Here is a 22385-nt window from a genome sequence, read left to right on the forward strand (position 1 = left end):
ATTTTTGGGGGGAACTGGCTGATAACAATACTATTGTTCCATATTTGGGATAATGATATCCAATTTATGGTCTTCTGAAATGTGATTGGAACATATAAAGTACGTTCATGGTCATCTGATCCTTAACTACTTTATCGAAGGCAAGAAAATGAAACTCTTACAAGTCAATTCCAGCGTCCGTTCCGAAGGTTCCCATTCCAACCGTTTGTCTAAAGTGCTGGTCGAGCGTTTGCTCGCAGCCAATCCCGGTGCAGCCCTGACCGTGCGCGATCTGGGTCATGCGCCACATCCGGCACTCGACGAAGCAGCGTTGCAAGCCTTGTTCACACCGGCCGATCAGCGCAATGCAGTGCAACAGGCCCGTGTCGCTCAGGATGATGCGCTGATCGCAGAAATTCAGGCAGCAGATGTGGTCGTGCTCGGCGCACCGATGTATAACTTCGGTATTTCGTCCCAGCTGAAAAACTGGATCGATGCGATTTCCCGTGCCCAGGTCACGTTCCGCTATACAGCGAATGGTCCAGAAGGTTTGCTGACCGGTAAAAAAGTGTATGTGGTGCTGACCCGCGGTGGCTTGTATCGCAATACGCCGAACGACACACAAATGCCGTATCTGAAAACTTTCTTTGGCTTCCTCGGCATGACCGATGTGGAATTTATTTACGCTGAAGGTCTGGCGATGGGCGCAGAGGCAGAAGCGGCAGCGATCGCTTCAGCGACACAGCAAATTGAAGATGCACTGAAAGCCTGATTGCTATCCGGCGTATCAGTTAAAAGAGGAGAATCAGGATGAGCACTGTACATACAGATCTGCAGACAGAAAACGTCAGCCTGTCAAGGGTGGTGGAACAACTGGTTGCCGGTCAGGCGACCTCCGATGGTGCTGGCGTCAAACTGACGCGGGTACTGACCCAGCCGTTCCAGTATCGTCTTGATCCTTATCTGATGCTGGATGCGTTCGGCAGCGACGAGGCGGATGATTACATCGGTGGTTTTCCCGATCATCCGCATCGTGGCTTTGAAACCATCACCTATATGCTGACCGGGCGCATGCGTCATCGCGACAGTGCCGGGCATGAAGGCTTACTGCAAAACGGTGGTGTGCAATGGATGACCGCCGGGCGCGGCGTGATTCACTCAGAATTGCCGGAACAGGAAGAAGGTCGCATGGCGGGTTTTCAGTTATGGCTGAATCTGCCTGCCAAAGACAAAATGATAGAGCCGTGGTATCGCGATATACAGAGCGAGGAAATTCCTGAGTTGCTGACCGCAGAAGGCGTGAAAGCGCGCGTGATTGCTGGCCATAGTCATGGCGTTGCCGGTGCGATGCAACGCGAAGTGACGCAGCCTTTGTATCTCGATATTCATCTGCCTGCCGGTACGCAATTCCGCCAGCATTTAAGCGCGACCGCGAACGCGTTTTTGTACGTGTATGAAGGTGAGCTGGAAGTCGCGGGCAAAGCCGTACCGCAGCAAAGAATGGCGATCCTGAAAAAAGCAGCCGATGCGGATGGTGTTGTCATCAGCGCCGCCACGGCTACCCGGGCCTTGTTAATTGCCGGTGAGCCGCTGGGTGAAACGATAGTCCAGTACGGGCCGTTTGTGATGAACAGTCAGCAAGAAATCTTCAAGGCGATCAGCGATTTCCGCGAAGGAAAATTTGCCTGAAACGAACGCAGCAAAGAAAATAAAAAAGCGGACATGAATTGACTTCATGTCCGCTTTTTTGTCAGGGAAAAAGACTTAATCGTCCTGATCCAGATGCAGTTGAATCACGCCGCTGGCTGGCGTAGCGCATGGTTCTTCGTCAAACGCGATATCACCGTCAGGATTGGCTTCGCCACTCATTTGCAGATCGGTGAAGTTGAACAGATTTTTATCCATCAGATGAGAAGGCACCACGGTTGATAAGGACGAGAAAATATTCTCTACGCGACCCGGATATTTTTTATCCCATTCACGCATCAGATTTTTGATCTGTTTGCGTTGCAGATTTTCTTGCGAACCGCACAGATCGCAAGGAATGATAGGGAAATTCTTGACCTGCGCATAACGCTCGGTATCGGCTTCTTTGACATACGCCATTGGCCGGATCACGATGTGTTTGCCATCATCGGATTGTAATTTCGCTGGCATGCCTTTGATTTTTCCACCGAAAAACATATTCAGGAAAAAGGTTTCCAGAATGTCGTCACGGTGATGGCCGAGCGCGATTTTATTCGCGCCCAGTTCATCGGCAACGCGGTACAAAATGCCGCGACGCAGGCGTGAACACAGCGAACAGGTGGTTTTGCCTTCCGGGATCAGGCGCTTGACGATGCTGTACGTATCCTGATTTTCGATGTGATACGGAATACCGATTTTTTCCAGATACGCCGGTAAGACATCGGCCGGAAAGTTAGGCTGCTTCTGATCCAGATTCACCGCAACGATATCAAAATGGATAGGCGCGCGTTCACGCAGCGTCATCAGGATATCAAGCAGCGCATAACTGTCTTTGCCACCCGACAGACAGACCATGACTTTGTCACCGTCTTCTATCATATTGAAATCACCTATCGCCTGGCCAACCTGACGGCATAGACGTTTGTGCAGCTTATTGTTTTCGTAGGTGATTTTTTCCTGCGATTTAGTCGCAGCGTTATCTGCCGCTTGCTTGCTGTCGGCAGCCTGCTCATTGAAAGAGACGTTAGTTACTTGCATGGGATGACTCAAATTTCTGTTTTGATCTGGAATACTTCAACACCGACGCCTTCGCAATCGGGATACACATCTGGCTTCATGGTCGACACACGCACAGCGCGTACGCGCGGATGTGCCAGCATGATGCGAGCCACGTCGTCACATAGCGTTTCCTGCAAATGCACATGACCCTGCGCAACGCGGGCGGCAATCGTGCCGCGCATGAAATCGTAATCGACGACTTCATCGAGCTGATCGTCTTTCGGTGTCGAGAGTGCCAGCGGAATATACAGATCGACATTAATCATGACGCGCTGTTCGCCTTTTTTCTCGAACTCGTGCACGCCGATATTGATCGATACTTCGTAATTCCGCAAAAACAAGCGGCGGCAGTCGGCGAGTTGTGGGTGGTGCAAAATGGATAGCATAAGTAGCCTGATAAAGTAAAAACGTGATTCTGGATAGCGTATTGGCGGGTAAGCTGCGGCAAGCGTATCGCCAGGCCGACGTATTATTCGTATTAATCTTAGTTCGTATTATTCGCAGTGGCGACAAACATCACATCGCGCTGCAAAGGAATTAAATGCTGGCCGCCATCAACCAACAGGGTCGTGCCTGTCATGGCCGGGCTGTCAGCCACAAAACAGACTGTGCGCGCAATATCTTCCGGTGTACTGGAGCGACCCAGCGGCGTGACTTGATGCGCCTGCTGAAAATCGGCCTCGCTCTGATGACCGGACACCATCGTGATTCCGGGGGCAATCCCAACCACCCGTACTTTCGGCGCCAGCGCCTGCGCCAACGTCGTGGTCGCGCATTGTAGTGCAGCTTTGGACAGGGTATACGATAAAAAATCGGGATTCAGATTAAATAATTTCTGATCGAGCAAATTAATCACGCAGGCTTGTTGACCTTCAGCAGTGGCGGCGTGCAGTGCCTGTGCCAATATCAGCGGTGCGCCCAGATTGGCGTGCATGTGGCGGTCGAGCGCGGCATAAGTAAAACTGCTGGCGCTGTCTTCGGCAAACAGGGACGCGTTGTTCACCACACAATGCACCGCCCCCATCGCGGCAATCGCTTGCGGTAACAAAGCGCGCGTCGCGGCTTCATCGGCCAGGTCGCATTGCAAAGCCACTGCGTGTCGCCCCAGCGCCTGAATTTCCTGCACCACGCTGGCGGCATCAGTGGCTGACGTGCCGAAATGCACAACGATATCCCAGCCTTGTTGCGCCATCGTCAGGGCGATATGCCGCCCTATGCGTTTTGCACCGCCGGTAACGAGAGCAACACGCGCTTGGGTATTGCTGAGCTTGGTCTGGGTCATGGAAATTCTTTAACGTGACTACGGGGTTTTTACTACAATGCCGGTATGCAAAAATTATCTCTTCCTATTCCAGCGCCGGAGGCACTCGCGGCTTCACAAGCACTGCAACAGCTCATCATTGACGACATCAGGCAACATCAGGGCTGGATCCCTTTTTCGCGCTACATGGAACTGGCCTTGTATGCGCCGGATCTGGGTTATTACAGCGGCGGTGCCACAAAATTAGGCAAAGACGGCGATTTTACAACAGCCCCGGAAATGTCTGCTTTATTCGGTGCAACGCTGGCAACGCTGGCAGGTAAGCTGTTCACACAAAGCACCGCGCAAGTGATGGAATTCGGCGCTGGTACCGGCAAACTCGCCAAAGACTTTTTAACGGAGTGTCAATTATCCGGCATCGCGATAGAACGCTATTTTATCGTGGAATTGTCTGGCGAATTGCGCGCCCGTCAGGAAGATTTGCTGAAAGACTTTCCGCAGGTGGTCTGGTTGCAGCAAATGCCGGCTGCGTTTTCCGGTGTCGTGCTGGGCAATGAAGTGCTCGATGCGATGCCCGTCGATCTGGTGCGCAAGACCGCTGATGGCTGGTGTGAGATCGGCGTGGCGCTGGCGGATGATGCTGCTGCGCCTTTGCAATACTGCGAACGCGCTTGCGACGCCGCAATCTGCACGCAGATTCCAGATGCGGACGAGCTGCCCGTTGGCTACCTGACGGAAGTGCATGCGGTCGCTAACGGCTTCATGCGCAGCCTGGCACAGATGCTGAATGCCGGTTGCGCAGAGACCGGTAAAGGTGGCGCGGCGATCCTGATCGATTACGGTTTTCCTGCGCACGAGTATTACCATCCGCAGCGCTCGCAGGGCAGCCTGATGTGCCACTACCGCCATCACGCGCATCCCGATCCGTTTTATTTGCCAGGCTTGCAAGACATTACCGCTCATGTTGACTTTACTGCCATGGCACGCGCGGCGCTGGAGGAAAATTTGTGTGTATTGAGCTACACCAGTCAGGCCGGTTTTTTACTCGAATCCGGCATTGCAGACATCCTCAGCCGTACCTCGCCGGAAGAGGTGAAGGCATATCTGCCGCAGGCCAACGCATTGCAAAAACTGATTTCTCCGGCAGAAATGGGCGAGTTGTTTAAGGTCCTTGTGATCGGCAGCGGGGTTGATCTTCCTGACAACTTACTGCGGCACGACCGCAGCCATCGACTTTGATCGCGTACAGATGTGAAAATAGGCGTCAAATATACTGGGGGGAGTATATTTTGAAGCCCAGTGTTTATAAGGACATAAAGGGGTTTTTTATGAAAACAGGGGGGAGTATCTGATGTTTCGCTGGGTATTGACGATATTTCTGGCCGTCGTGGTGTTTTCCAGCCTGCTGCCCTGGCTGGAAAAACTGGGCATAGGCCGCTTGCCCGGCGATCTTCGTTTTCGCTTATTTGGCCGTGATTTTTCTTTTCCGTTTGCCTCGACGATATTGATTTCGCTGGTCGTGTTGTTGCTGGCGCGCGTCTTCAAGTGACAGCAACAGCGCAGAAAAAATGCCGCTTTTACACTGTTTGAGCCGTCTCAGCCGATTAAAGTTTTTACGCTATTGCGCCGTCACTTTAATATAATGAATCGAAAGATGTGGCAGCAATCAGGCGCTTGCCGCACTTATATATCAGCATTGCTATCTGATATGTCTTACTAGCGATTACAAACAAAAAATTACGCTAAAGGTAGAAATGAGCGAACTCAGCGAAATCAGGGCATTGCTCATTGAGCCGCATCAGGGAATGCGGGTCAGTTTGCACAACATGCTCAATCTGTGTGGCATTACAAAAATCGAGCACTCGCTGACTGCCGGTACGGCAGTGCGGACCATACAGGCAAAAGTATTCGATTTGATTCTGTGTGAATACGATCTCGGTGTCGGTCAGGATGGTCAGCAATTGCTGGAAGACATGCGCCATCACAAGCTTGCGCCTTTATCGACCATCTTTATCATGGTGACGGCCGAGCGCTCTTACGCCAAGGTCGTCAGCGCCGCTGAACTTGCCCCGTCTGATTATCTGCTCAAGCCATTTACTGCCGACATGCTGCTGGAACGTGTGGTTCGCGCTCTGGAAAAACGCAAAGCCTTTGTCGATGTGTATAACCTGATGGAACAGGGCGAGGTGAGTGAAGCCATTACCGCTACCCATCACGGTGAACGTGAATATCCACGCTATCTGATTGATTTCATGCGCCTGCGCGCTGAACTTCATGTGGTGCTGGGCGAAGCCGCAGAAGCCGAAGCGCTGTACACCCAGCTGTTTGAAATGAGAGCGGTTGCCTGGGCGCGCCTGGGTCTGGCGAAAACCCTTTACATGCAAGGAAAATATCAGGAAGCGGAAAGCATCCTGAAAAATCTGGTGGAAGAAAACAATAAGTACATGGACGCGTATGACTGGCTTGCCAAGACACATGAGATGGTCGGCCAGCTTCCCGAAGCGAAAGAAGTGCTGGATACGGCGGTCGCTGTCTCGCCGCATGGCGTACGCCGCTTACGTAATCTGGGGCGGATTGCAATGGAAACCGGCGACATAGAAACTGCAGAAAACGTATTTAAAAAAGTCGTCAGCAAGGCGAAATTTTCTGAATTCCGTGATCCTGAAGATCACATGAATCTGGTGGATGCGCTGGTCAAAAAAGGCGATACCGATCAGGCCAAATCGGTGATCCGCGACATGGACAGAAGCATGGTCGGACTGAAAAAGACTGCGGCCTGCCGCGCGATTTCAAATGCGATGGTGCATGCCAAAACCGGTGACGCGAGATTGACCGAAGAACTCGGTGCCGCCGTTGAAGCCTCACGCGAAGACATCGGTTTATCGACCGGTGCCAAGATTGGTCTGGCGAAGAGTTGCCTTGATAACGATAATGAAGACGCGGCTTCCGAAATTATTCTCGACGTGATGAAAAATGCGGCGAGTAACCAGCAGGTCATGAACAAGGCAATGGGCGTGTTTGAAAGCGCCGGCAAAGGGCATCTGGCGAAAGAGCTGGCGCAGCGCAGCCAGAAAGAAGTCATGGATCTGGTGGCGCTGGGTGTGCAAAAAGCGAAGCAGGGCGATTTCCGTGGCTCTGTCGAGCTGATGACGGCCGCTGCCCGTAAATCACCGGACAACTCACAGGTGGTGATGAATGCCGCGCTGGCAGCATTGAAATGTCTGGAAAATCTTGGCTGGGACAATGCGATCGGCGAGCAGGCAAAGGCGCTGATCGAATCTGCACGTCATCTTGATCCTATGAATCCGCGTCTGAAAGCGATTCGGGGCTTATATGATGAACTGCAGAAGAAATACGGTTTGAGTATCAGTCGTTTTACAAAAAATTAGATCGATTGCCATATCTGCCAGCCGTATCGGCGATTGATCGAACGGCAGGCAGGAGTCGCACAGTATCTTGTCGAATTCATTGGCTGCACACGCAGGAACTATGGCAACTTATCCAACAGCAGGTTTTTCTCAGATTCCCCTTGAGTCGCATCGCGAACGCTTATTAAAAAAAATCAGAGACGAAAACGATTTACCGACACTGGGTGTCGCGATCGCGAAAGTCGTTGAAATTACTTCGTCTGGCGAAGATTCGGTGTCGCGTCTCGCGCATTTTGTTTTGTCGGATGTCGGCCTGACGCAAAAAATCTTGCGATTGGCGAATACGGTGCAATACCGGACTGCGGCTGGTGCCGCGGTGACGACCATTTCACGCTCGATATTTCTGCTCGGATTTAATACCGTTAAAACCAGCGCACTGGCGATGTTGCTGGTCGATTTTTTCAAAGATCAGGCGCAGGCGATCAGCGTACGTAAAGAGCTGATTCATTCTTTGTGTGCCAGTATTATCGGCCGCGAAATAGCGCAGCGCGGGCGTTTTCAGGATGGCGAAGAAGCGGCGGTTGCTTCCTTGTTCAAAAATGTCGGCAAAGTTCTGATTGCCTCGTTTGACCACGGATTATTTTCGCGTATCCAGAATGTTGCTGCCACCGGGGAAACCAGTGAGGATGCGGCATCGGTCTTGTTGCTCGGCTGTAGCTTCGAGCGTTTTGGTGAGCTGGCGTTGCAAGGCTGGAAAATTCCGGACGCGATTATTCAGGCGATGGCACCGTTGCCCTCAGGCGAGCTGCGCAAGAGCACGCAACGTAATGAATGGCTGAAACAAGTGGCGAGCTTCAGCGATGCGCTGGCCGGTATTCTGATTTCGGGTGTCGGTGATAAATCTGCCCGTTATGAAAAATTGCTGAAGCGCTTCGGTAAAGTGCTGGAGCTGGATCAGGCGATGCTGGACGATTTGTTGCTCAAAGTCGAAGCTGAGACCCGCCAGATGGCGAAGAGCATGGATATTGCGTTACCAGAGACGGGCCAGGAAGCGCCAGATTTATTGAAAGCACAGGGTGTTCCGAGTGAATTTTTGCTGAAGACCACCGATGTTACGCCCGCGCAGGAAGCGATTCGTTACCCCAGCGGGAAACCGCACAACGCGCGCGATCTGTTGTTGACCGGCGTGCAGGATGTGACGCAGATGCTGACCTCCGACGACTATAAGCTCAATGATCTGATCTTGCTGGTACTTGAAACCTTGTACACCAGCATGGGATTTCGTTTTGCCACAGTCTGTTTGCGCGATGTCAGCAGCGGGCGTTATGTCGCGCGCCTGGCGGTTGGTGAACATTATGCCGAACGACAAAAAAACTTTTTCTTCGGCGCTAAATCCGAATCTGATTTATTTGCGCTGGCCTTAAATAATAATGCTGACGTAATGATTTCGGATGCGATGGTGCCAAAAATCCGTAGTCTATTACCAGTATGGCATCAGGAGTTATTGCCGGACGCGCGTAGTTTTATTATTTTGCCGCTGGTCATACAAAAGAAGCCTTTAGGCTTGTTTTATGCGGATCGTGCGACCACCGCGGATGAAGGCGTACCGCCAGATGAAACCGCTTTGATCAAGACCTTAAAAAGCCAGTTACTCGCCGCGATGATGCGTGGCTGAGTTTTTTATTCGACGATCTGCGGCTGATTGCGGTGCAGCGGCTACAATAGTTTTTGTATTTTTTTAGCAGTTTAATTTCAGCGCTTGTCGCTATTGATGATCATGACTTTTTCTACCTGGTTTGCCTTTCTGATTGCCGCTTGTGTGATCGCTATTTCCCCTGGTTCTGGTGCGGTGTTATCGATGTCGCATGGGCTGAATTACGGCGTCAAAAAAGCCAGTACAACGATACTGGGCTTGCAGGCTGGTTTGTTGCTGATTCTGGCGATTGCAGGGGCAGGGGTGGGCTCGATTCTGTTGGCGTCAGAATTCGCGTTTAACATCGTTAAAATCGTTGGTGCGCTATATTTGATTTATCTTGGATTTAATCAATGGCGTGCGCGGGTTGAAGTGGTGAAGGAAGAAGAAAAAAACCTCACGCTGACGCAGTTGCCCACTGCACGCCGACGTTTCCTGACAGGATTTTTTACAAATACGACGAATCCTAAAGGCATCATTTTTATGGTGGCGGTGTTACCGCAATTTATTTCGCATGATGCACCGTTGTTGCCGCAGCTTTGCATACTCGGCGTGACTATGTGCGGGGTCGATCTGATCGTAATGCATAGTTATGCGTATGCTGCCTCGACCATGCAAAGATATTTCAGCGATCCGCGCTGGTTAAAAAGCCAGAACCGCTTTTTCGGCGGGATACTGATGGCGATTGGGGCTGCGCTGTTTTTCGTCAAACGCAGCCCGTCCAACTGATTATCCAACTGAGTATCGAACTGATTTGCGTCAGTTCAGCTCTATACCTTGTTTCTTGGCGAGAGAGTCAATGTCTTGCCAGATGGTCATCTGATTTAACAAGCGGGTTGCCGGGTCCAGCATGGCATTCAGATTAAAGAAGCGCTCCAGCGATGTTTCATCAAATTGACTGCGCTGAGAGAAATTAATTCGACCATATTGCTTGTTAAACGCATTCAGCAAATCTGCCGGTGTGTCTTTGTGCCACGATTGCATCAGGCCGCCGACCATCAGTGCTGTATCGGTGGTTTGTTCCAGACTGCGTGGATTTCTGGCCGTGCTGATATCACGGTAATCGAGCAATCGTGGAAAATAAAATTGCTTGATCCAACTCGCCGGAATCCCGCCTTCTCGTTGCAAAGAACCACTGCGCCAGAGTTTCCAGCTTTTTTCAGCTTCGCCTTCACTGACGAAATGCATGTCTGCCTGCACGACACAATCTTCCCCGAGCACAATTTCCAGCACGACCGGTAAGCCGGTTTCACTGGCAATATTTTCCAGCTCGGGCATTTGTGGCTTCTCGCCCAGCTCAGTCTGCAATGCCTGCACAAAAGCTGCCATGATGTCCTGATGTGCGTGATGGACAGCGCCGGTGTTATTGCAGAAATCTGCGCACGCCGCGAAGTAGGCCATCAACTCGCCTATCATGATGCCCGGTGTTGCTGTGGCAGCAGCATCTTGCAAACCCTGGCGCACGCTAGTCATCGCGATACCATTTCTTAACATCGGGTACAGCTGTGTTGTCGTGCAGCCGAATTTGACGATACTGCCAGCGGCAAGTTTAAATTCACTCATGTGATGACATTTCCTTAAATAGATCCAGCACTTGCTCTGGCGGACGCCCTATGACCGCCTTTCCATTGAATGTCGCGATAGGACGTTGCAGTAACTTAGGGCATTCCACGATGGCTTGCAGAGCGGTGGCAACGTCGGCGCTTGCTAAATTTTTAGCGACATATTCTTCTTCGGTATTACGCAGCATCTGTTGCACATTGCCGCCGAGTTGTTCCAGCAGCATCGTTAATTGTTCGATGGACAGTGGTGTTTTTTGGTAATCAATGACCTGCAATTCCTGCGCGTGTTCAGCGCAGGCAGATTCAAGTATCGCAAGTGCTTCGCGGGATTTTGAACAACGCGGATTATGATAAATCGTCAGCATTTCTTTCTCTTTATAAAAAACGATCGCCGATACCCATCAGCACCAAAACGCCAAGAATAGCGAATACGCCCGCAGCTATCCAGCGGACTATTTTGAAGGGAAAATTCGGCGCTGCGATTTTCCCTAAAAATACCGCAGGAATATCTGCAATCAGCATACCCAGCGTGGTGCCGGCGATGACCAGAGTGAGATTCGAGTATTTTGCTGCCAGTGCGACTGTTGCCAGCTGTGTTTTATCACCAATTTCCGCTATAAAGAATGTGATGCAGGTCAGCGCGAAGACACCGTATTTTCCTTCACTCAGGCCTTCATCTTCCATTTCATCAGGTTTCAGTGTCCAGGCCGCAATCGCCAGAAAAGATAAACCCAGCGCCCAGCGTAACAAAGTGGATGGAATATTAGTGGCAACCCATTGGCCCAGTAATCCGGCCAGAGCATGATTGGCTAAGGTCGCAATCAATATGCCGAGAATGATAGGGATGGGTTTTTTATAGCGCGCTGCCAGTAATAAGGCGAGCAATTGTGTTTTGTCACCAATTTCGCCAACGGTGACGGCCAGAGCAGAGACGAGGAAAGCTTCCATGATTTTTATTGAGATCGGGCGCTGATAACCAATGACAGCAACACTCCGCCCGATCTCCGGTAACAGAAGTGCAACCATCAAAGGTCTTGCCAAATCCCGCGCAGATCATCGCTGATCCATTGCTGATAACAGGATCAATCGCACCATGACTGTTGAGTCAAGTATGTTGATGCGATTTCTTCAGCAACGCTGAAGCAGGCTACTCCCCAATGAATGTGAGCGCGAATTATACTGCATAGTCGCTTGCGGATGATAGGTTTGAAAAAGGGAACTGATTTTTACCCGGATATCCTACACAGGTAGCGTAAATTGCTTTCCGCCGCAGACTGATCGTTGATAAACTAAAAAATGATTTACATCATTTGTGGGGCGTTATGGGAAGTTACCTGAGTCATTTCATGAGTTTCTGGTCGCCAGCTGAGCTGAACGCCAACATCATCATCTTCTTAAATCTGGCTGGCGCGATGTTACTGGGATTCGTCGTTGGTTATGAGCGCTCTTATCATGGACGTGCCGCAGGTATGCGGACTTACGGGTTGGTATGCATGGCTTCCGCAGCGTTGGTCGTGATTGCTGGCTACCCTGACTTCTGGTACGGCGGCCGGGCGATAGTGCCGGTCGCGCTTGATCCGACCAGGATTATTCAGGGAATCGTTACCGGTATCGGTTTCCTCGGTGCCGGTGTGATTATGAAGGAAGGATTCACTATCAGTGGCTTGACGACGGCGGCTTCGGTCTGGGCGTCATCCGCAATCGGTGTTTTAGTCGGAGTAGGTTTTTACGCTGCGGCAATCCTGTTGGCACTTTTGTCGGCCGCTTGCATGGTGTGGGTACATCGTCTTGAATCGTGGTTACCTTCGCAAGCGGCAATTGTGATTACGATACGCTTTAAAAAGGGATTTTCGCCGGAGGAGAAAACAATGGCTGAAATGGCCTTGAGGCGCGGTTATGAAATGGCCAGTGGTACGTTGGCGATTGCACAGAGTAACGGTGCCCTCGAATGGCGTTTTGTTGCCGTCGCAATGGATAAAAAGCTTGCGCTGCCAATCAGTGTCTTATCTCAGGACTTCGAAAAATTTGACGGTGTTGAGTCTTTCCAGTTGTCACATGCACGGAATTGACTATTTTCGACAATTTTTTTAAATAGCTCTTGACATCAGAGGTTCGGATCTCTATAGTTCTGAGTTCCCTATGGAGGGGTGGCCGAGTGGTTAAAGGCGACAGACTGTAAATCTGTTCTCTCTGAGTACGCTGGTTCGAATCCAGCCCCCTCCACCATAGGAAAGAATTTGTATTGCGGCTGAAGTGGTAGCCCCTGCGGGTGTAGCTCAATGGTAGAGCTGAAGCCTTCCAAGCTTATGACGAGGGTTCGATTCCCTTCACCCGCTCCAGTTATTTTGCATGGCTTTGTGCAGACTAAGCTGCCCTTGTAGCTCAGTGGTAGAGCACTCCCTTGGTAAGGGAGAGGCCACGTGTTCAATCCACGTCAAGGGCACCATGTAAGCTGGTGTTTCAAGTCTGAAGTCGTCGGGCGCGTGCCTGAGTATCTCATAAAATCGTTAGGAGTCCAAAATGGCAAAAGGTAAGTTCGAACGCACCAAGCCGCACGTCAACGTAGGTACAATTGGTCACGTTGATCACGGTAAAACAACATTGACAGCAGCGATTGCAACAGTATTGTCTGCAAAATTCGGTGGCGAAGCGAAGAAATACGACGAAATCGACGCAGCACCAGAAGAAAAAGCACGCGGTATTACAATTAATACTGCCCACGTTGAATACGAAACAGCAACACGTCACTACGCTCACGTTGACTGCCCAGGCCATGCTGACTATGTTAAAAACATGATCACTGGTGCTGCTCAGATGGACGGCGCGATCTTGGTTTGCTCCGCAGCAGACGGTCCAATGCCACAAACACGTGAGCACATCCTGTTGGCTCGCCAGGTTGGTGTTCCATACATCATCGTTTTCCTGAACAAATGCGACATGGTTGATGACGCTGAATTGCTGGAACTCGTTGAAATGGAAGTACGTGAATTACTGTCCAAATATGAATTCCCAGGCGACGATCTGCCGATCATCCAAGGTTCCGCAAAACTGGCGCTCGAAGGCGACAAAGGTCCATTGGGCGAAGAAGCGATCCTGAAACTGGCTGATGCATTGGATACTTACATCCCAACACCAGAACGCGCTGTTGACGGCGCCTTCCTGTTGCCAGTAGAAGACGTCTTCTCCATCTCTGGTCGCGGTACAGTGGTAACTGGTCGTATCGAACGCGGTATCATCAAAGTTGGCGAAGAGATCGAAATCGTCGGTATCAAAGACACAGTCAAAACAACATGTACTGGCGTTGAAATGTTCCGCAAATTGCTCGACCAAGGTCAGGCAGGCGATAACGTCGGTGTTCTGCTGCGTGGTACAAAACGCGAAGACATCCAACGTGGTCAAGTGTTGGCAAAACCAGGTTCAATCAAACCACACAGCCATTTCACAGGCGAGATCTACGTTTTGTCGAAAGATGAAGGCGGTCGTCATACACCATTCTTCAACAACTACCGTCCACAGTTCTACTTCCGTACAACGGACGTGACTGGTTCGATCGAGTTGCCAGCAGACAAAGAAATGGTTATGCCAGGTGATAACGTCTCGATCACAGTCAAACTGATCAACCCGATCGCGATGGAAGAAGGTCTCCGTTTCGCGATTCGTGAAGGTGGTCGTACTGTTGGTGCGGGTGTTGTTGCTAAAATTATCGAGTAATTTTTAAAGTTCATTCGAAATAAGTATTGTGGCTTGCCAAGGTCGCAGTACTTATCAAGTGGTTCTAAGATGTAGGGGTGTAGCTCAATTGGCAGAGCGTCGGTCTCCAAAACCGAAGGTTGTAGGTTCGATTCCTACCGCCCCTGCCACCGTCAAGGCCGCAGGGCACCGAAAGTAAATCAAAAGTATGTCTAATCATTCCGTACAAACAGTAAGTACCTCCAATGACAAATATAAAGTCATTCTGGCTGGTGCTGCAGTCGTTTCTGGAATTGCTGCTTTTTACATTCTCGCTGGTCAGTCGACTTGGGTTCGTGTTATTGCACTTCTTGCGGGATTAGCTATTGCGGTTGGTCTGCTTGCGATTTCCGAAGTTGGTCGTAATTTTTTTGATTTCGCAAAAGAATCTGTTCGTGAAACAAAAAAGGTTGTCTGGCCTACGCGCAAAGAAGCCGGTCAGATTACGGCAGTGGTGTTTGGTTTTGTATTGGTCATGGCGATCTTTCTCTGGGGGACGGATAAGTTTCTCGAGTTTGTGCTGTATGACCTAATTCTTGGATGGAAAAAATAATGAACGATAACATTCAGGAAAACGAGCAAGGTACAGCACCTGAGGTGTCTGTACCTAAAAGCGCTAAAAGATGGTATGCAGTTCATGCCTACTCAGGCATGGAAAAAAGTGTCCACCGTGCTCTGGTGGAGCGTATTGAGCGCGCTGAAATGCAGGACCTGTTCGGTCGCATTCTTGTGCCAACAGAAGAAGTAATTGAAGTTCGCAATGGTCGTAAAGTAGTGACTGAGCGCCGTTTATTTCCAAGCTATGTGTTCGTTGAGATGGATATGACGGACGACACATGGCATCTGGTGAAGAATACCAGTAAAGTAACTGGCTTTATTGGCGGTAAGTCGAATAAGCCTGCGCCGATTCCTCAGCATGAAGTAGATAAAATTCTGCAGCAAATGCAGGATGGCGTTGAGAAGCCAAGACCAAAAGTATTGTATGAAGTTGGTGAGGTTGTGCGTATTAAGGAAGGTCCGTTCACTGATTTTAATGGAAACGTTGAAGAAGTGAATTACGAGAAATCCAAAGTGCGTGTAACAGTGACGATTTTCGGTCGTGCTACACCAGTTGAGTTGGAATTTGCTCAGGTTGAAAAAGTCTGAGAATAGCAGTCGTTGATCAGTACGAAAAAAAAGCAATTTTTTGAAACTGAGAAGTAAGCAGAGGAGCCTGGCTTAGTGAATAGCCTTGTCAGGCGCTAACACTCAATTAATGAAGGAGCCAACATGGCAAAGAAAATTATTGGTTTTATCAAGCTGCAAGTGCCAGCTGGTAAAGCAAATCCATCCCCACCAATCGGTCCAGCTCTGGGTCAACGTGGTTTGAACATCATGGAATTCTGTAAAGCATTTAATGCGCAGACTCAAGGTGTTGAGCCAGGTATGCCAATTCCTGTCGTGATCACTGCATTTGCAGATAAGTCTTTCACTTTCGTGATGAAGACTCCTCCAGCAACTTACATGATCAAAAAAGCTGCAGGTATCACTAAAGGTTCAGCTAAGCCTCACACTGATAAAGTTGGTAGCATCACACGTAAGCAAGCTGAAGAGATCGCGACTACTAAGCGCGCAGATCTGACAGCAGCCGATATGGACGCAGCAGTGCGTACTATCGCTGGTTCCGCTCGCTCTATGGGCATCACGGTGGAGGGTCTGTAATGGCTAAGTTATCTAAAAAAGCAAAGTTGCTCGCAACTAAAGTAGATCGTCTGAAAGTGTATCCATTTGACAATGCTATCGCGTTGATCAAAGAATGCGCTACTGCAAAATTCAACGAATCTATCGACGTTTCTGTGCAACTCGGCGTTGATCCTAAGAAGTCTGACCAAGTTGTTCGCGGTGCAGTTGTATTGCCAGCTGGTACAGGTAAAACAGTACGTGTAGCGGTATTCGCACAAGGCGCAAAAGCTGAAGAAGCTAAAGCAGCAGGTGCAGATATCGTTGGTATGGAAGATTTGGCAGAACGCGTTAAAGCTGGCGATATGCCATTTGACGTTGTGATCGCATCTCCAGATACTATGCGTATCGTTGGTACTTTGGGTCAGGTTCTGGGGCCACGCGGCCTGATGCCAAATCCAAAAGTTGGTACTGTGACTCCTGACGTTGCGACAGCAGTTAAAAATGCTAAAGCAGGTCAAGTGCAATACCGTACAGACAAAGCAGGTATCATTCACACCACTATCGGCCGTAAGTCTTTTGCCGATGGCGATCTGAAATCCAACCTGGTTGCGCTGATCGATGCACTGAACAAAGCTAAACCAGCGACAAGCAAAGGTGTTTATCTGCGTAAGATTTCTATCTCATCTACGATGGGTGCGGGCGTACGCGTTGATCACGCTAATCTCGGTTAAGTAAAAAATTAAGTCCTCATGCTGTATTGCATGAGGCGTATCTTTGGGCTGGATATTTTGAGTAATCAGGATATCCAGAGTGTCAAAGACCGTTGGGCTTGTTACTTTGTTTCAAGTTAAACATCTGCAAAGCAATTTGCAGAACCCAACGCAGATGGTGTACCCGAACAAGTTTTGTAGTGATTACTGGTCCCCCAGTGAAACTCCTAACTTCGGACGCCGTGTTCGAAACGATGTGAGGGAAGTGCATCATCCTGATGTGCAGACTGAATATCATTAATGGAGGTTGACCGTGAGTCTCAATCTGAATGACAAAAAAGCCGTCGTCGCTGAAGTCTCTGCAAAAGTAGCAACTGCTCAGACTATCGTCGTGGCTGAATATCGTGGCATCCAGGTCGGTCATTTGACGCAATTGCGTGCTAACGCACGTGCTCAAGGCGTATACATGCGCGTGTTGAAAAACACACTCGCACGTCGCGCTGTTGAGGGAACTGCATTTGCCAGCCTCGCTTCTGAAATGACCGGTCCGTTGATCTACGCGATCTCGGAAGATGCTGTTGCTGCTGCTAAAGTCGTTCAAGACTTTGCAAAAAGCAATGACAAACTGGTTATCAAAGCGGGTAACTATGCAGGCAAATCGCTGGATAAAGCTGGCGTTGTTGCATTGGCAAGCATCCCAAGCCGCGAAGTATTGTTGGCGCAAGTCGTAGGTATGATGCAGGCTCCTGTATCTGCTTTCGCACGTGCTCTGGCAGCCGTGGCAGCAAAGAAAGAAGCAGAAGCTGCTTAATGCAGTAATGTTTCCGTCAAATACCGTATCAATGTAATTAATTAATTGGAGTTTCAAATGGCAATTAGCAAAGACGATATCCTGGAAGCCGTAGGCGCGATGTCCGTAATGGACCTGAACGATCTGGTTAAAGCTTTCGAAGAAAAATTTGGTGTGTCCGCTGCTGCAGTTGCAGCTGGTCCTGCTGCTGGCGGCGGTGCTGCTGCAGCTGCTGAAGAACAAACAGAATTCAACGTAATTCTGGCTGAAGTTGGCGCGAACAAAGTTGGCGTCATTAAAGCAGTTCGTGAAATCACAGGTCTGGGCTTGAAAGAAGCTAAAGATCTGGTTGATGGCGCACCTAAAGCAGTTAAAGAAGGTGTTGCTAAAGCTGACGCTGAAGCCGCTAAGAAAAAGCTTGAAGAAGCTGGCGCTAAAGTCGACGTTAAGTAATACAGTATTAAGGCAAATCTACGGATTTGCCGAAGTCAAAGGCAGGAATCCTCTCGAAAGAGAGGGTTCCTCTTTGGCTTCTTTGTCGTTCAGGGTTGTTTAGCTGTTTATTAAGACCGAGGGCTGAGACTTGAGGTTTTTTGTCGCAGAGTTGAATTAATATTGTGACAGGAATCCTGAATTCTCCATCCTTCCTTGTCACTCACGGAGTGTCCATGCACTACTCATTTACTGAGAAGAAGCGTATTCGTAAATCTTTTGCGAAGCGCGCCAACGTCCACAACGTTCCGTTCTTATTGGCGACTCAAATCGAGTCGTACCAAAGCTTTTTACAAGAAGACAGAACAGCGGCAAACCGCAAAAATGAGGGCTTGCAGTCAGCCTTCACTTCGATTTTTCCTATCGTTTCACACAATGGATTCGCTCGTCTCGAATTCTTATCCTATGTTTTAGGTGATCCTGCTTTTGACGTCAAGGAATGTCAATTGCGTGGTCTTACCTATGCTTCACCATTGCGTGCGAAAGTACGCCTGGTGATCCTGGATAAAGAATCGCCGACGAAGCCTGTCGTTAAAGAAATGAAAGAACAGGAAGTCTACATGGGCGAATTGCCCTTGATGACGACCACGGGTTCTTTTGTTGTTAACGGTACCGAGCGTGTGATTGTTTCCCAGTTGCATCGTTCGCCAGGTGTGTTCTTTGAACATGATCGCGGCAAAACGCATTCTTCAGGTAAGTTGTTGTTCTCGGCACGTATCATTCCTTACCGTGGTTCATGGCTGGATTTCGAGTTTGACCCGAAAGATATCCTGTTCTTCCGTATTGACCGTCGCCGTAAGATGCCTGTGACGATTTTGTTGCGCGCTATTGGCATGAGCAACGAACAAATCCTGGCAAACTTCTTTGTTTTCGATAACTTCAATCTGCATGCTGATGGTGCGGAAATGGAATTTGTCGCTGAACGTTTGCGTGGCGAAGTTGCTCGTTTTGATATCGCTGATAAGTCCGGCAAAGTGATTGTTGCCAAGGATAAGCGTATCAATGCCAAGCATGTACGTGAAATCGAGGCGGGTGGAATCAAGCATATTTCTGTACCAGAGGATTATCTGCTCGGTCGCGTATTGGCGAAAAATATTATCGATGCAGATACTGGTGAAGTGATTGCGAATGCCAACGATGAGTTGACAGAGGAATTGCTGGCGCGTTTGCGCGATGCACGTGTGACAGATATTCAGACTCTGTACACAAATGATCTGGATCAGGGCGCTTATATTTCTCAGACTCTGCGTACTGACGATACTTCCGATCAGATGGCTGCCCGTGTTGCGATTTATCGCATGATGCGCCCTGGCGAACCTCCGACAGAAGATTCCGTTGAAGCATTGTTCAATGGTTTGTTCTACAGCGAAGACCGCTATGATCTGTCCGCAGTCGGCCGCATGAAGTTCAACCGCCGTATTGGTCGTGATGAACTGACAGGTGCGATGACACTGTCGAACGAAGATGTGTTGGCCGTGATCAAGATTCTGGTTGAACTGCGCAATGGTCGCGGTGAAGTCGATGATATCGATCACTTGGGTAATCGTCGTGTACGGTGCGTTGGTGAATTGGCTGAGAATCAGTTCCGCGCTGGTCTGGTCCGCGTTGAACGTGCAGTGAAAGAGCGTCTGGGTCAGGCTGAAGCCGATAACCTGATGCCGCACGATCTGATCAATTCCAAGCCTATCTCTGCAGCGATTCGTGAGTTCTTCGGTTCTTCACAATTGTCCCAGTTTATGGATCAGACCAACCCATTGTCCGAGATCACGCACAAGCGTCGTATCTCCGCACTGGGACCTGGTGGTTTGACACGTGAACGTGCCGGCTTTGAAGTCCGCGATGTGCATCCAACTCACTATGGCCGTGTTTGCCCGATTGAAACTCCTGAGGGACCAAACATTGGTCTGATCAACTCGCTGGCTTTGTATGCGCGTTTGAACGAATATGGCTTCCTGGAAACGCCGTACCGTAAGGTTGTTGACAGTAAAATCACCAACCAGATCGATTACCTGTCTGCGATTGAAGAAGGTCGTTACATCATCGCTCAGGCGAATGCGACGATTGACGGCGAAGGCAAACTGATTGATGAACTGGTCTCTGCCCGTGAAGCTGGCGAAACGATCCTGGTATCCCCAGAACGTATCCAATACATGGACGTGGCAACTGGTCAGGTCGTATCTGTGGCGGCATCGCTGATTCCGTTCCTCGAACACGATGATGCGAACCGTGCGTTGATGGGTGCCAACATGCAACGTCAGGCGGTTCCTTGCTTGCGTCCGGAAAAAGCATTTGTTGGTACAGGTATCGAACGTACCGTGGCAGTTGACTCCGGTACAACAGTTCAGGCACTGCGTGGCGGTAAAGTTGATTACATCGATGCGGGTCGTATCGTTATTCGTGTGAATGATGCTGAAGCACAGGCTGGTGAAGTCGGTGTGGATATTTACAACCTCATCAAATACACACGTTCTAACCAAAATACAAATATCAACCAACGTCCTATCGTTAAAGTCGGTGACGTGGTTGCTAAAGGCGACGTACTGGCTGACGGCGCATCGACAGATATGGGTGAGCTGGCTCTTGGTCAGAACATGCTGGTCGCGTTTATGCCATGGAACGGTTATAACTTCGAAGATTCGATCCTGATCTCTGAAAAAGTTGTTGCTGATGATCGCTACACATCGATTCATATCGAAGAGTTGTCGGTTGTTGCCCGTGATACGAAGCTGGGTGCCGAAGAAATCACACGTGATATCTCGAATCTGGCAGAAAACCAACTGGCTCGTCTGGATGAGTCCGGTATCGTCTACATCGGTGCTGAAGTAACAGCCGGTGATACTCTGGTCGGTAAAGTGACACCAAAAGGTGAAACTCAGCTGACACCGGAAGAAAAACTGTTGCGTGCGATTTTCGGTGAGAAAGCATCTGACGTTAAAGATACATCGTTGCGCGTGCCTTCAGGCATGGTAGGTACAGTCATCGACGTGCAAGTGTTCACTCGCGAAGGCATCCAACGCGACAAACGTGCACAGCAAATTATCGATGATGAATTGAAGCGTTATCGCCTCGATCTGAACGATCAGTTGCGTATTGTTGAAGGCGATGCGTTTGAACGTCTGGAACGTATGCTTGATGGTAAGATTGCCGACGGTGGCCCTGCCAAGTTGGCAAAAGGCACGAAACTGACCAAAGAATATCTGGCAAGTATCGACAAGTACCACTGGTTCGATATTCGTCTGGCATCGGATGAAGCAGCGAATGCGCTGGTCGCAATCAAAGATTCTATCGCTGAGAAACGTCACCAGTTTGATCTGGCTTTCGAAGAAAAACGGACCAAATTGACGCAAGGCGATGAATTGCCGCCAGGCGTACAAAAAATGGTGAAGGTCTATCTGGCTGTTAAACGTCGCCTGCAACCTGGTGACAAAATGGCGGGTCGTCACGGTAACAAGGGTGTGGTTTCCCGTATCGTGCCTATCGAAGATATGCCATATATGGCCGATGGTACTCCTGCAGACATCGTGTTGAACCCATTGGGTGTTCCATCACGTATGAACGTGGGTCAGGTTCTGGAAGTGCATCTGGGTTGGGCCGCAAAAGGTCTGGGCTTGCGTATCGGCGAAATGCTGAAGGCAAAAGCCAAGGTCGAAGAGCTGCGCGAGTTCCTGAAAAAGATTTACAACGAATCCGGCAAAACAGAAGATCTGGACAGCTTCACAGATACAGAAATTCTGGAATTGACGAATAACCTGAAAAACGGTGTGCCGTTTGCGACGCCAGTGTTTGACGGTGCGGATGAAGAAGAAATTCGTCGTATGCTGGATCTGGCTTTCCCTGACCATATCGCTCAGCATCTCGGTATGACACCATCGAAGAACCAGGTTACTTTGTACGATGGCCGTACCGGTGAAGCGTTTGAACGTAAAGTCACACTGGGTTACATGCATATGTTGAAGCTGCATCATCTGGTTGATGATAAAATGCATGCCCGTTCGACTGGTCCTTACTCTCTGGTGACTCAGCAGCCACTGGGCGGTAAAGCACAGTTCGGTGGTCAGCGTTTCGGTGAGATGGAGGTTTGGGCTCTCGAAGCATACGGCGCGTCTTATGTCTTGCAAGAGATGTTGACCGTCAAGTCCGATGACGTGAATGGCCGTACCAAAGTGTACGAAAATCTCGTTAAAGGCGATCACGTGATCGATGCAGGTATGCCGGAATCGTTCAACGTTCTGGTGAAAGAGATCCGCTCTCTGGGTATCGATATCGATCTCGAACGCGATTAATTGTAATTAAGTAGTAAAACCATCGCCCGAACGAGTTTCGGGCGTTGGTCATTCAGCTAGCCAGCAGTTTGGAAGCGAGTTCGTTCCCGGTATGAGCGGAACCAGTGTCGA

General features: G+C 49.7%; 22 protein-coding genes, 4 tRNA genes and 1 riboswitch. Of the genes, 20 read left to right on the forward strand and 6 right to left on the reverse strand.

All coding sequences use genetic code 11. The annotated features are described in order from the left end of the window. The first annotated feature begins 148 nt into the window (after positions 1-148). Together KDM87_RS02020 and KDM87_RS02025 are read left to right on the forward strand one after the other, a co-directional pair. Positions 149-751 carry an FMN-dependent NADH-azoreductase gene (locus KDM87_RS02020; RefSeq protein WP_212677551.1) on the forward strand — a complete coding sequence of 201 codons (603 nt, stop codon included), beginning with the start codon at positions 149-151 and terminating at the stop codon, positions 749-751. 38 nt (positions 752-789) lie between these two features. Continuing rightward, positions 790-1668 carry a pirin family protein gene (locus KDM87_RS02025; protein WP_212677552.1) on the forward strand — a complete coding sequence of 293 codons (879 nt, stop codon included), beginning with the start codon at positions 790-792 and terminating at the stop codon, positions 1666-1668. 75 nt (positions 1669-1743) lie between these two features. On the opposite strand, the gene ttcA is transcribed toward KDM87_RS02025, so the two are convergent. The 3 genes from ttcA to KDM87_RS02040 all read right to left on the reverse strand — a co-directional run bounded on the left by ttcA (position 1744) and on the right by KDM87_RS02040 (position 4006). Continuing rightward, complete coding sequence (gene ttcA, locus KDM87_RS02030; protein ID WP_212677553.1) at positions 1744-2703, reverse strand: tRNA 2-thiocytidine(32) synthetase TtcA; 960 nt, start codon at positions 2701-2703, stop codon at positions 1744-1746. 8 nt (positions 2704-2711) lie between these two features. Then, positions 2712-3110, reverse strand: a complete 399-nt coding sequence (locus KDM87_RS02035) for a dihydroneopterin aldolase (RefSeq protein WP_186896232.1) — start codon at positions 3108-3110, stop codon at positions 2712-2714. Positions 3111-3208: 98 nt separating this feature from the next. After that, on the reverse strand, positions 3209-4006 hold the full coding sequence (locus KDM87_RS02040; protein ID WP_212677554.1) for an SDR family oxidoreductase: 798 nt from the start codon (positions 4004-4006) through the stop codon (positions 3209-3211). A 45-nt stretch (positions 4007-4051) separates the two neighbouring features. Here KDM87_RS02040 and KDM87_RS02045 point away from each other — a divergent pair, with 45 nt between their 5' ends. From KDM87_RS02045 to KDM87_RS02065, 5 genes are all read left to right on the forward strand, one after another. Next, the gene (locus KDM87_RS02045) at positions 4052-5224 is read left to right on the forward strand and encodes a class I SAM-dependent methyltransferase (protein ID WP_212677555.1); all 1173 of its coding nucleotides are present in this window, start codon (positions 4052-4054) and stop codon (positions 5222-5224) included. 112 nt (positions 5225-5336) lie between these two features. Then, on the forward strand, positions 5337-5534 hold the full coding sequence (locus KDM87_RS02050; protein WP_186883809.1) for a DUF2905 domain-containing protein: 198 nt from the start codon (positions 5337-5339) through the stop codon (positions 5532-5534). 205 nt (positions 5535-5739) lie between these two features. Beyond that, complete coding sequence (locus KDM87_RS02055; RefSeq protein ID WP_212677556.1) at positions 5740-7374, forward strand: tetratricopeptide repeat-containing response regulator; 1635 nt, start codon at positions 5740-5742, stop codon at positions 7372-7374. Positions 7375-7474: 100 nt separating this feature from the next. Then, positions 7475-9028 carry an HDOD domain-containing protein gene (locus KDM87_RS02060; RefSeq protein ID WP_212677557.1) on the forward strand — a complete coding sequence of 518 codons (1554 nt, stop codon included), beginning with the start codon at positions 7475-7477 and terminating at the stop codon, positions 9026-9028. A gap of 102 nt (positions 9029-9130) precedes the next feature. Further along, complete coding sequence (locus KDM87_RS02065; RefSeq protein WP_212677558.1) at positions 9131-9775, forward strand: LysE family transporter; 645 nt, start codon at positions 9131-9133, stop codon at positions 9773-9775. Positions 9776-9805: 30 nt separating this feature from the next. Here KDM87_RS02065 and KDM87_RS02070 read toward each other — a convergent pair whose 3' ends face one another. The 3 genes from KDM87_RS02070 to KDM87_RS02080 are packed head-to-tail and all read right to left on the reverse strand — an operon-like array spanning position 9806 to position 11634. After that, the gene (locus KDM87_RS02070; protein WP_212677559.1) at positions 9806-10609 is read right to left on the reverse strand and encodes a hypothetical protein; all 804 of its coding nucleotides are present in this window, start codon (positions 10607-10609) and stop codon (positions 9806-9808) included. Next, a complete protein-coding gene (locus KDM87_RS02075; RefSeq protein WP_212677560.1) occupies positions 10602-10973 on the reverse strand; it encodes an arsenate reductase family protein in 372 nt (123 codons plus the stop codon). The genes KDM87_RS02070 and KDM87_RS02075 overlap by 8 nt, the downstream gene beginning before the upstream one ends. A 10-nt stretch (positions 10974-10983) precedes the next feature. Beyond that, a complete protein-coding gene (locus KDM87_RS02080; protein ID WP_329604878.1) occupies positions 10984-11634 on the reverse strand; it encodes a TMEM165/GDT1 family protein in 651 nt (216 codons plus the stop codon). 13 nt (positions 11635-11647) lie between these two features. Continuing rightward, positions 11648-11776: riboswitch (yybP-ykoY riboswitch) on the reverse strand. Between the two features lie 178 nt (positions 11777-11954). Here KDM87_RS02080 and KDM87_RS02085 point away from each other — a divergent pair. The 13 genes from KDM87_RS02085 (at position 11955) to rpoB (ending at position 22274) form a co-directional block, all read left to right on the forward strand. After that, positions 11955-12677, forward strand: coding sequence for an MgtC/SapB family protein (locus KDM87_RS02085; RefSeq protein ID WP_212677561.1), 723 nt, complete (start codon positions 11955-11957; stop codon positions 12675-12677). 72 nt (positions 12678-12749) lie between these two features. Continuing rightward, a tRNA-Tyr gene (locus tag KDM87_RS02090) sits at positions 12750-12834 on the forward strand. Between the two features lie 39 nt (positions 12835-12873). After that, positions 12874-12947 (forward strand) — tRNA-Gly (locus KDM87_RS02095). A gap of 32 nt (positions 12948-12979) precedes the next feature. Beyond that, positions 12980-13054, forward strand: a tRNA-Thr gene (locus KDM87_RS02100). A gap of 74 nt (positions 13055-13128) precedes the next feature. Further along, positions 13129-14319, forward strand: a complete 1191-nt coding sequence (tuf, locus tag KDM87_RS02105; RefSeq protein WP_186896239.1) for an elongation factor Tu — start codon at positions 13129-13131, stop codon at positions 14317-14319. 73 nt (positions 14320-14392) lie between these two features. Next, positions 14393-14468 (forward strand) — tRNA-Trp (locus KDM87_RS02110). Between the two features lie 38 nt (positions 14469-14506). Continuing rightward, complete coding sequence (gene secE, locus KDM87_RS02115; protein WP_212677562.1) at positions 14507-14890, forward strand: preprotein translocase subunit SecE; 384 nt, start codon at positions 14507-14509, stop codon at positions 14888-14890. Next, positions 14890-15483, forward strand: coding sequence for a transcription termination/antitermination protein NusG (gene nusG / locus KDM87_RS02120; RefSeq protein WP_212677563.1), 594 nt, complete (start codon positions 14890-14892; stop codon positions 15481-15483). The genes secE and nusG overlap by 1 nt, the downstream gene beginning before the upstream one ends. A gap of 123 nt (positions 15484-15606) precedes the next feature. Then, the gene (gene rplK, locus KDM87_RS02125) at positions 15607-16038 is read left to right on the forward strand and encodes a 50S ribosomal protein L11 (RefSeq protein WP_186886082.1); all 432 of its coding nucleotides are present in this window, start codon (positions 15607-15609) and stop codon (positions 16036-16038) included. Further along, positions 16038-16730: a 50S ribosomal protein L1 gene (gene rplA / locus KDM87_RS02130; RefSeq protein WP_186886083.1), complete on the forward strand. Its 693-nt coding sequence runs from the start codon at positions 16038-16040 to the stop codon at positions 16728-16730. The genes rplK and rplA overlap by 1 nt, the downstream gene beginning before the upstream one ends. A gap of 292 nt (positions 16731-17022) precedes the next feature. Then, positions 17023-17520 (forward strand): 50S ribosomal protein L10, encoded by a 498-nt coding sequence (gene rplJ, locus KDM87_RS02135; protein WP_212677564.1) that lies wholly within the window; start codon positions 17023-17025, stop codon positions 17518-17520. Between the two features lie 57 nt (positions 17521-17577). Next, positions 17578-17952 carry a 50S ribosomal protein L7/L12 gene (gene rplL / locus KDM87_RS02140; protein WP_186886085.1) on the forward strand — a complete coding sequence of 125 codons (375 nt, stop codon included), beginning with the start codon at positions 17578-17580 and terminating at the stop codon, positions 17950-17952. Positions 17953-18167: 215 nt separating this feature from the next. Then, positions 18168-22274: a DNA-directed RNA polymerase subunit beta gene (rpoB, locus tag KDM87_RS02145; RefSeq protein WP_190477074.1), complete on the forward strand. Its 4107-nt coding sequence runs from the start codon at positions 18168-18170 to the stop codon at positions 22272-22274. Positions 22275-22385 lie beyond the last annotated feature (111 nt).

Origin of the sequence: Cognatundibacterium rivi (assembly GCF_018139565.1) — a bacterium.
GTDB classification, from domain to species: Bacteria; Pseudomonadota; Gammaproteobacteria; order Burkholderiales; family Burkholderiaceae_D; genus Undibacterium; species Undibacterium rivi.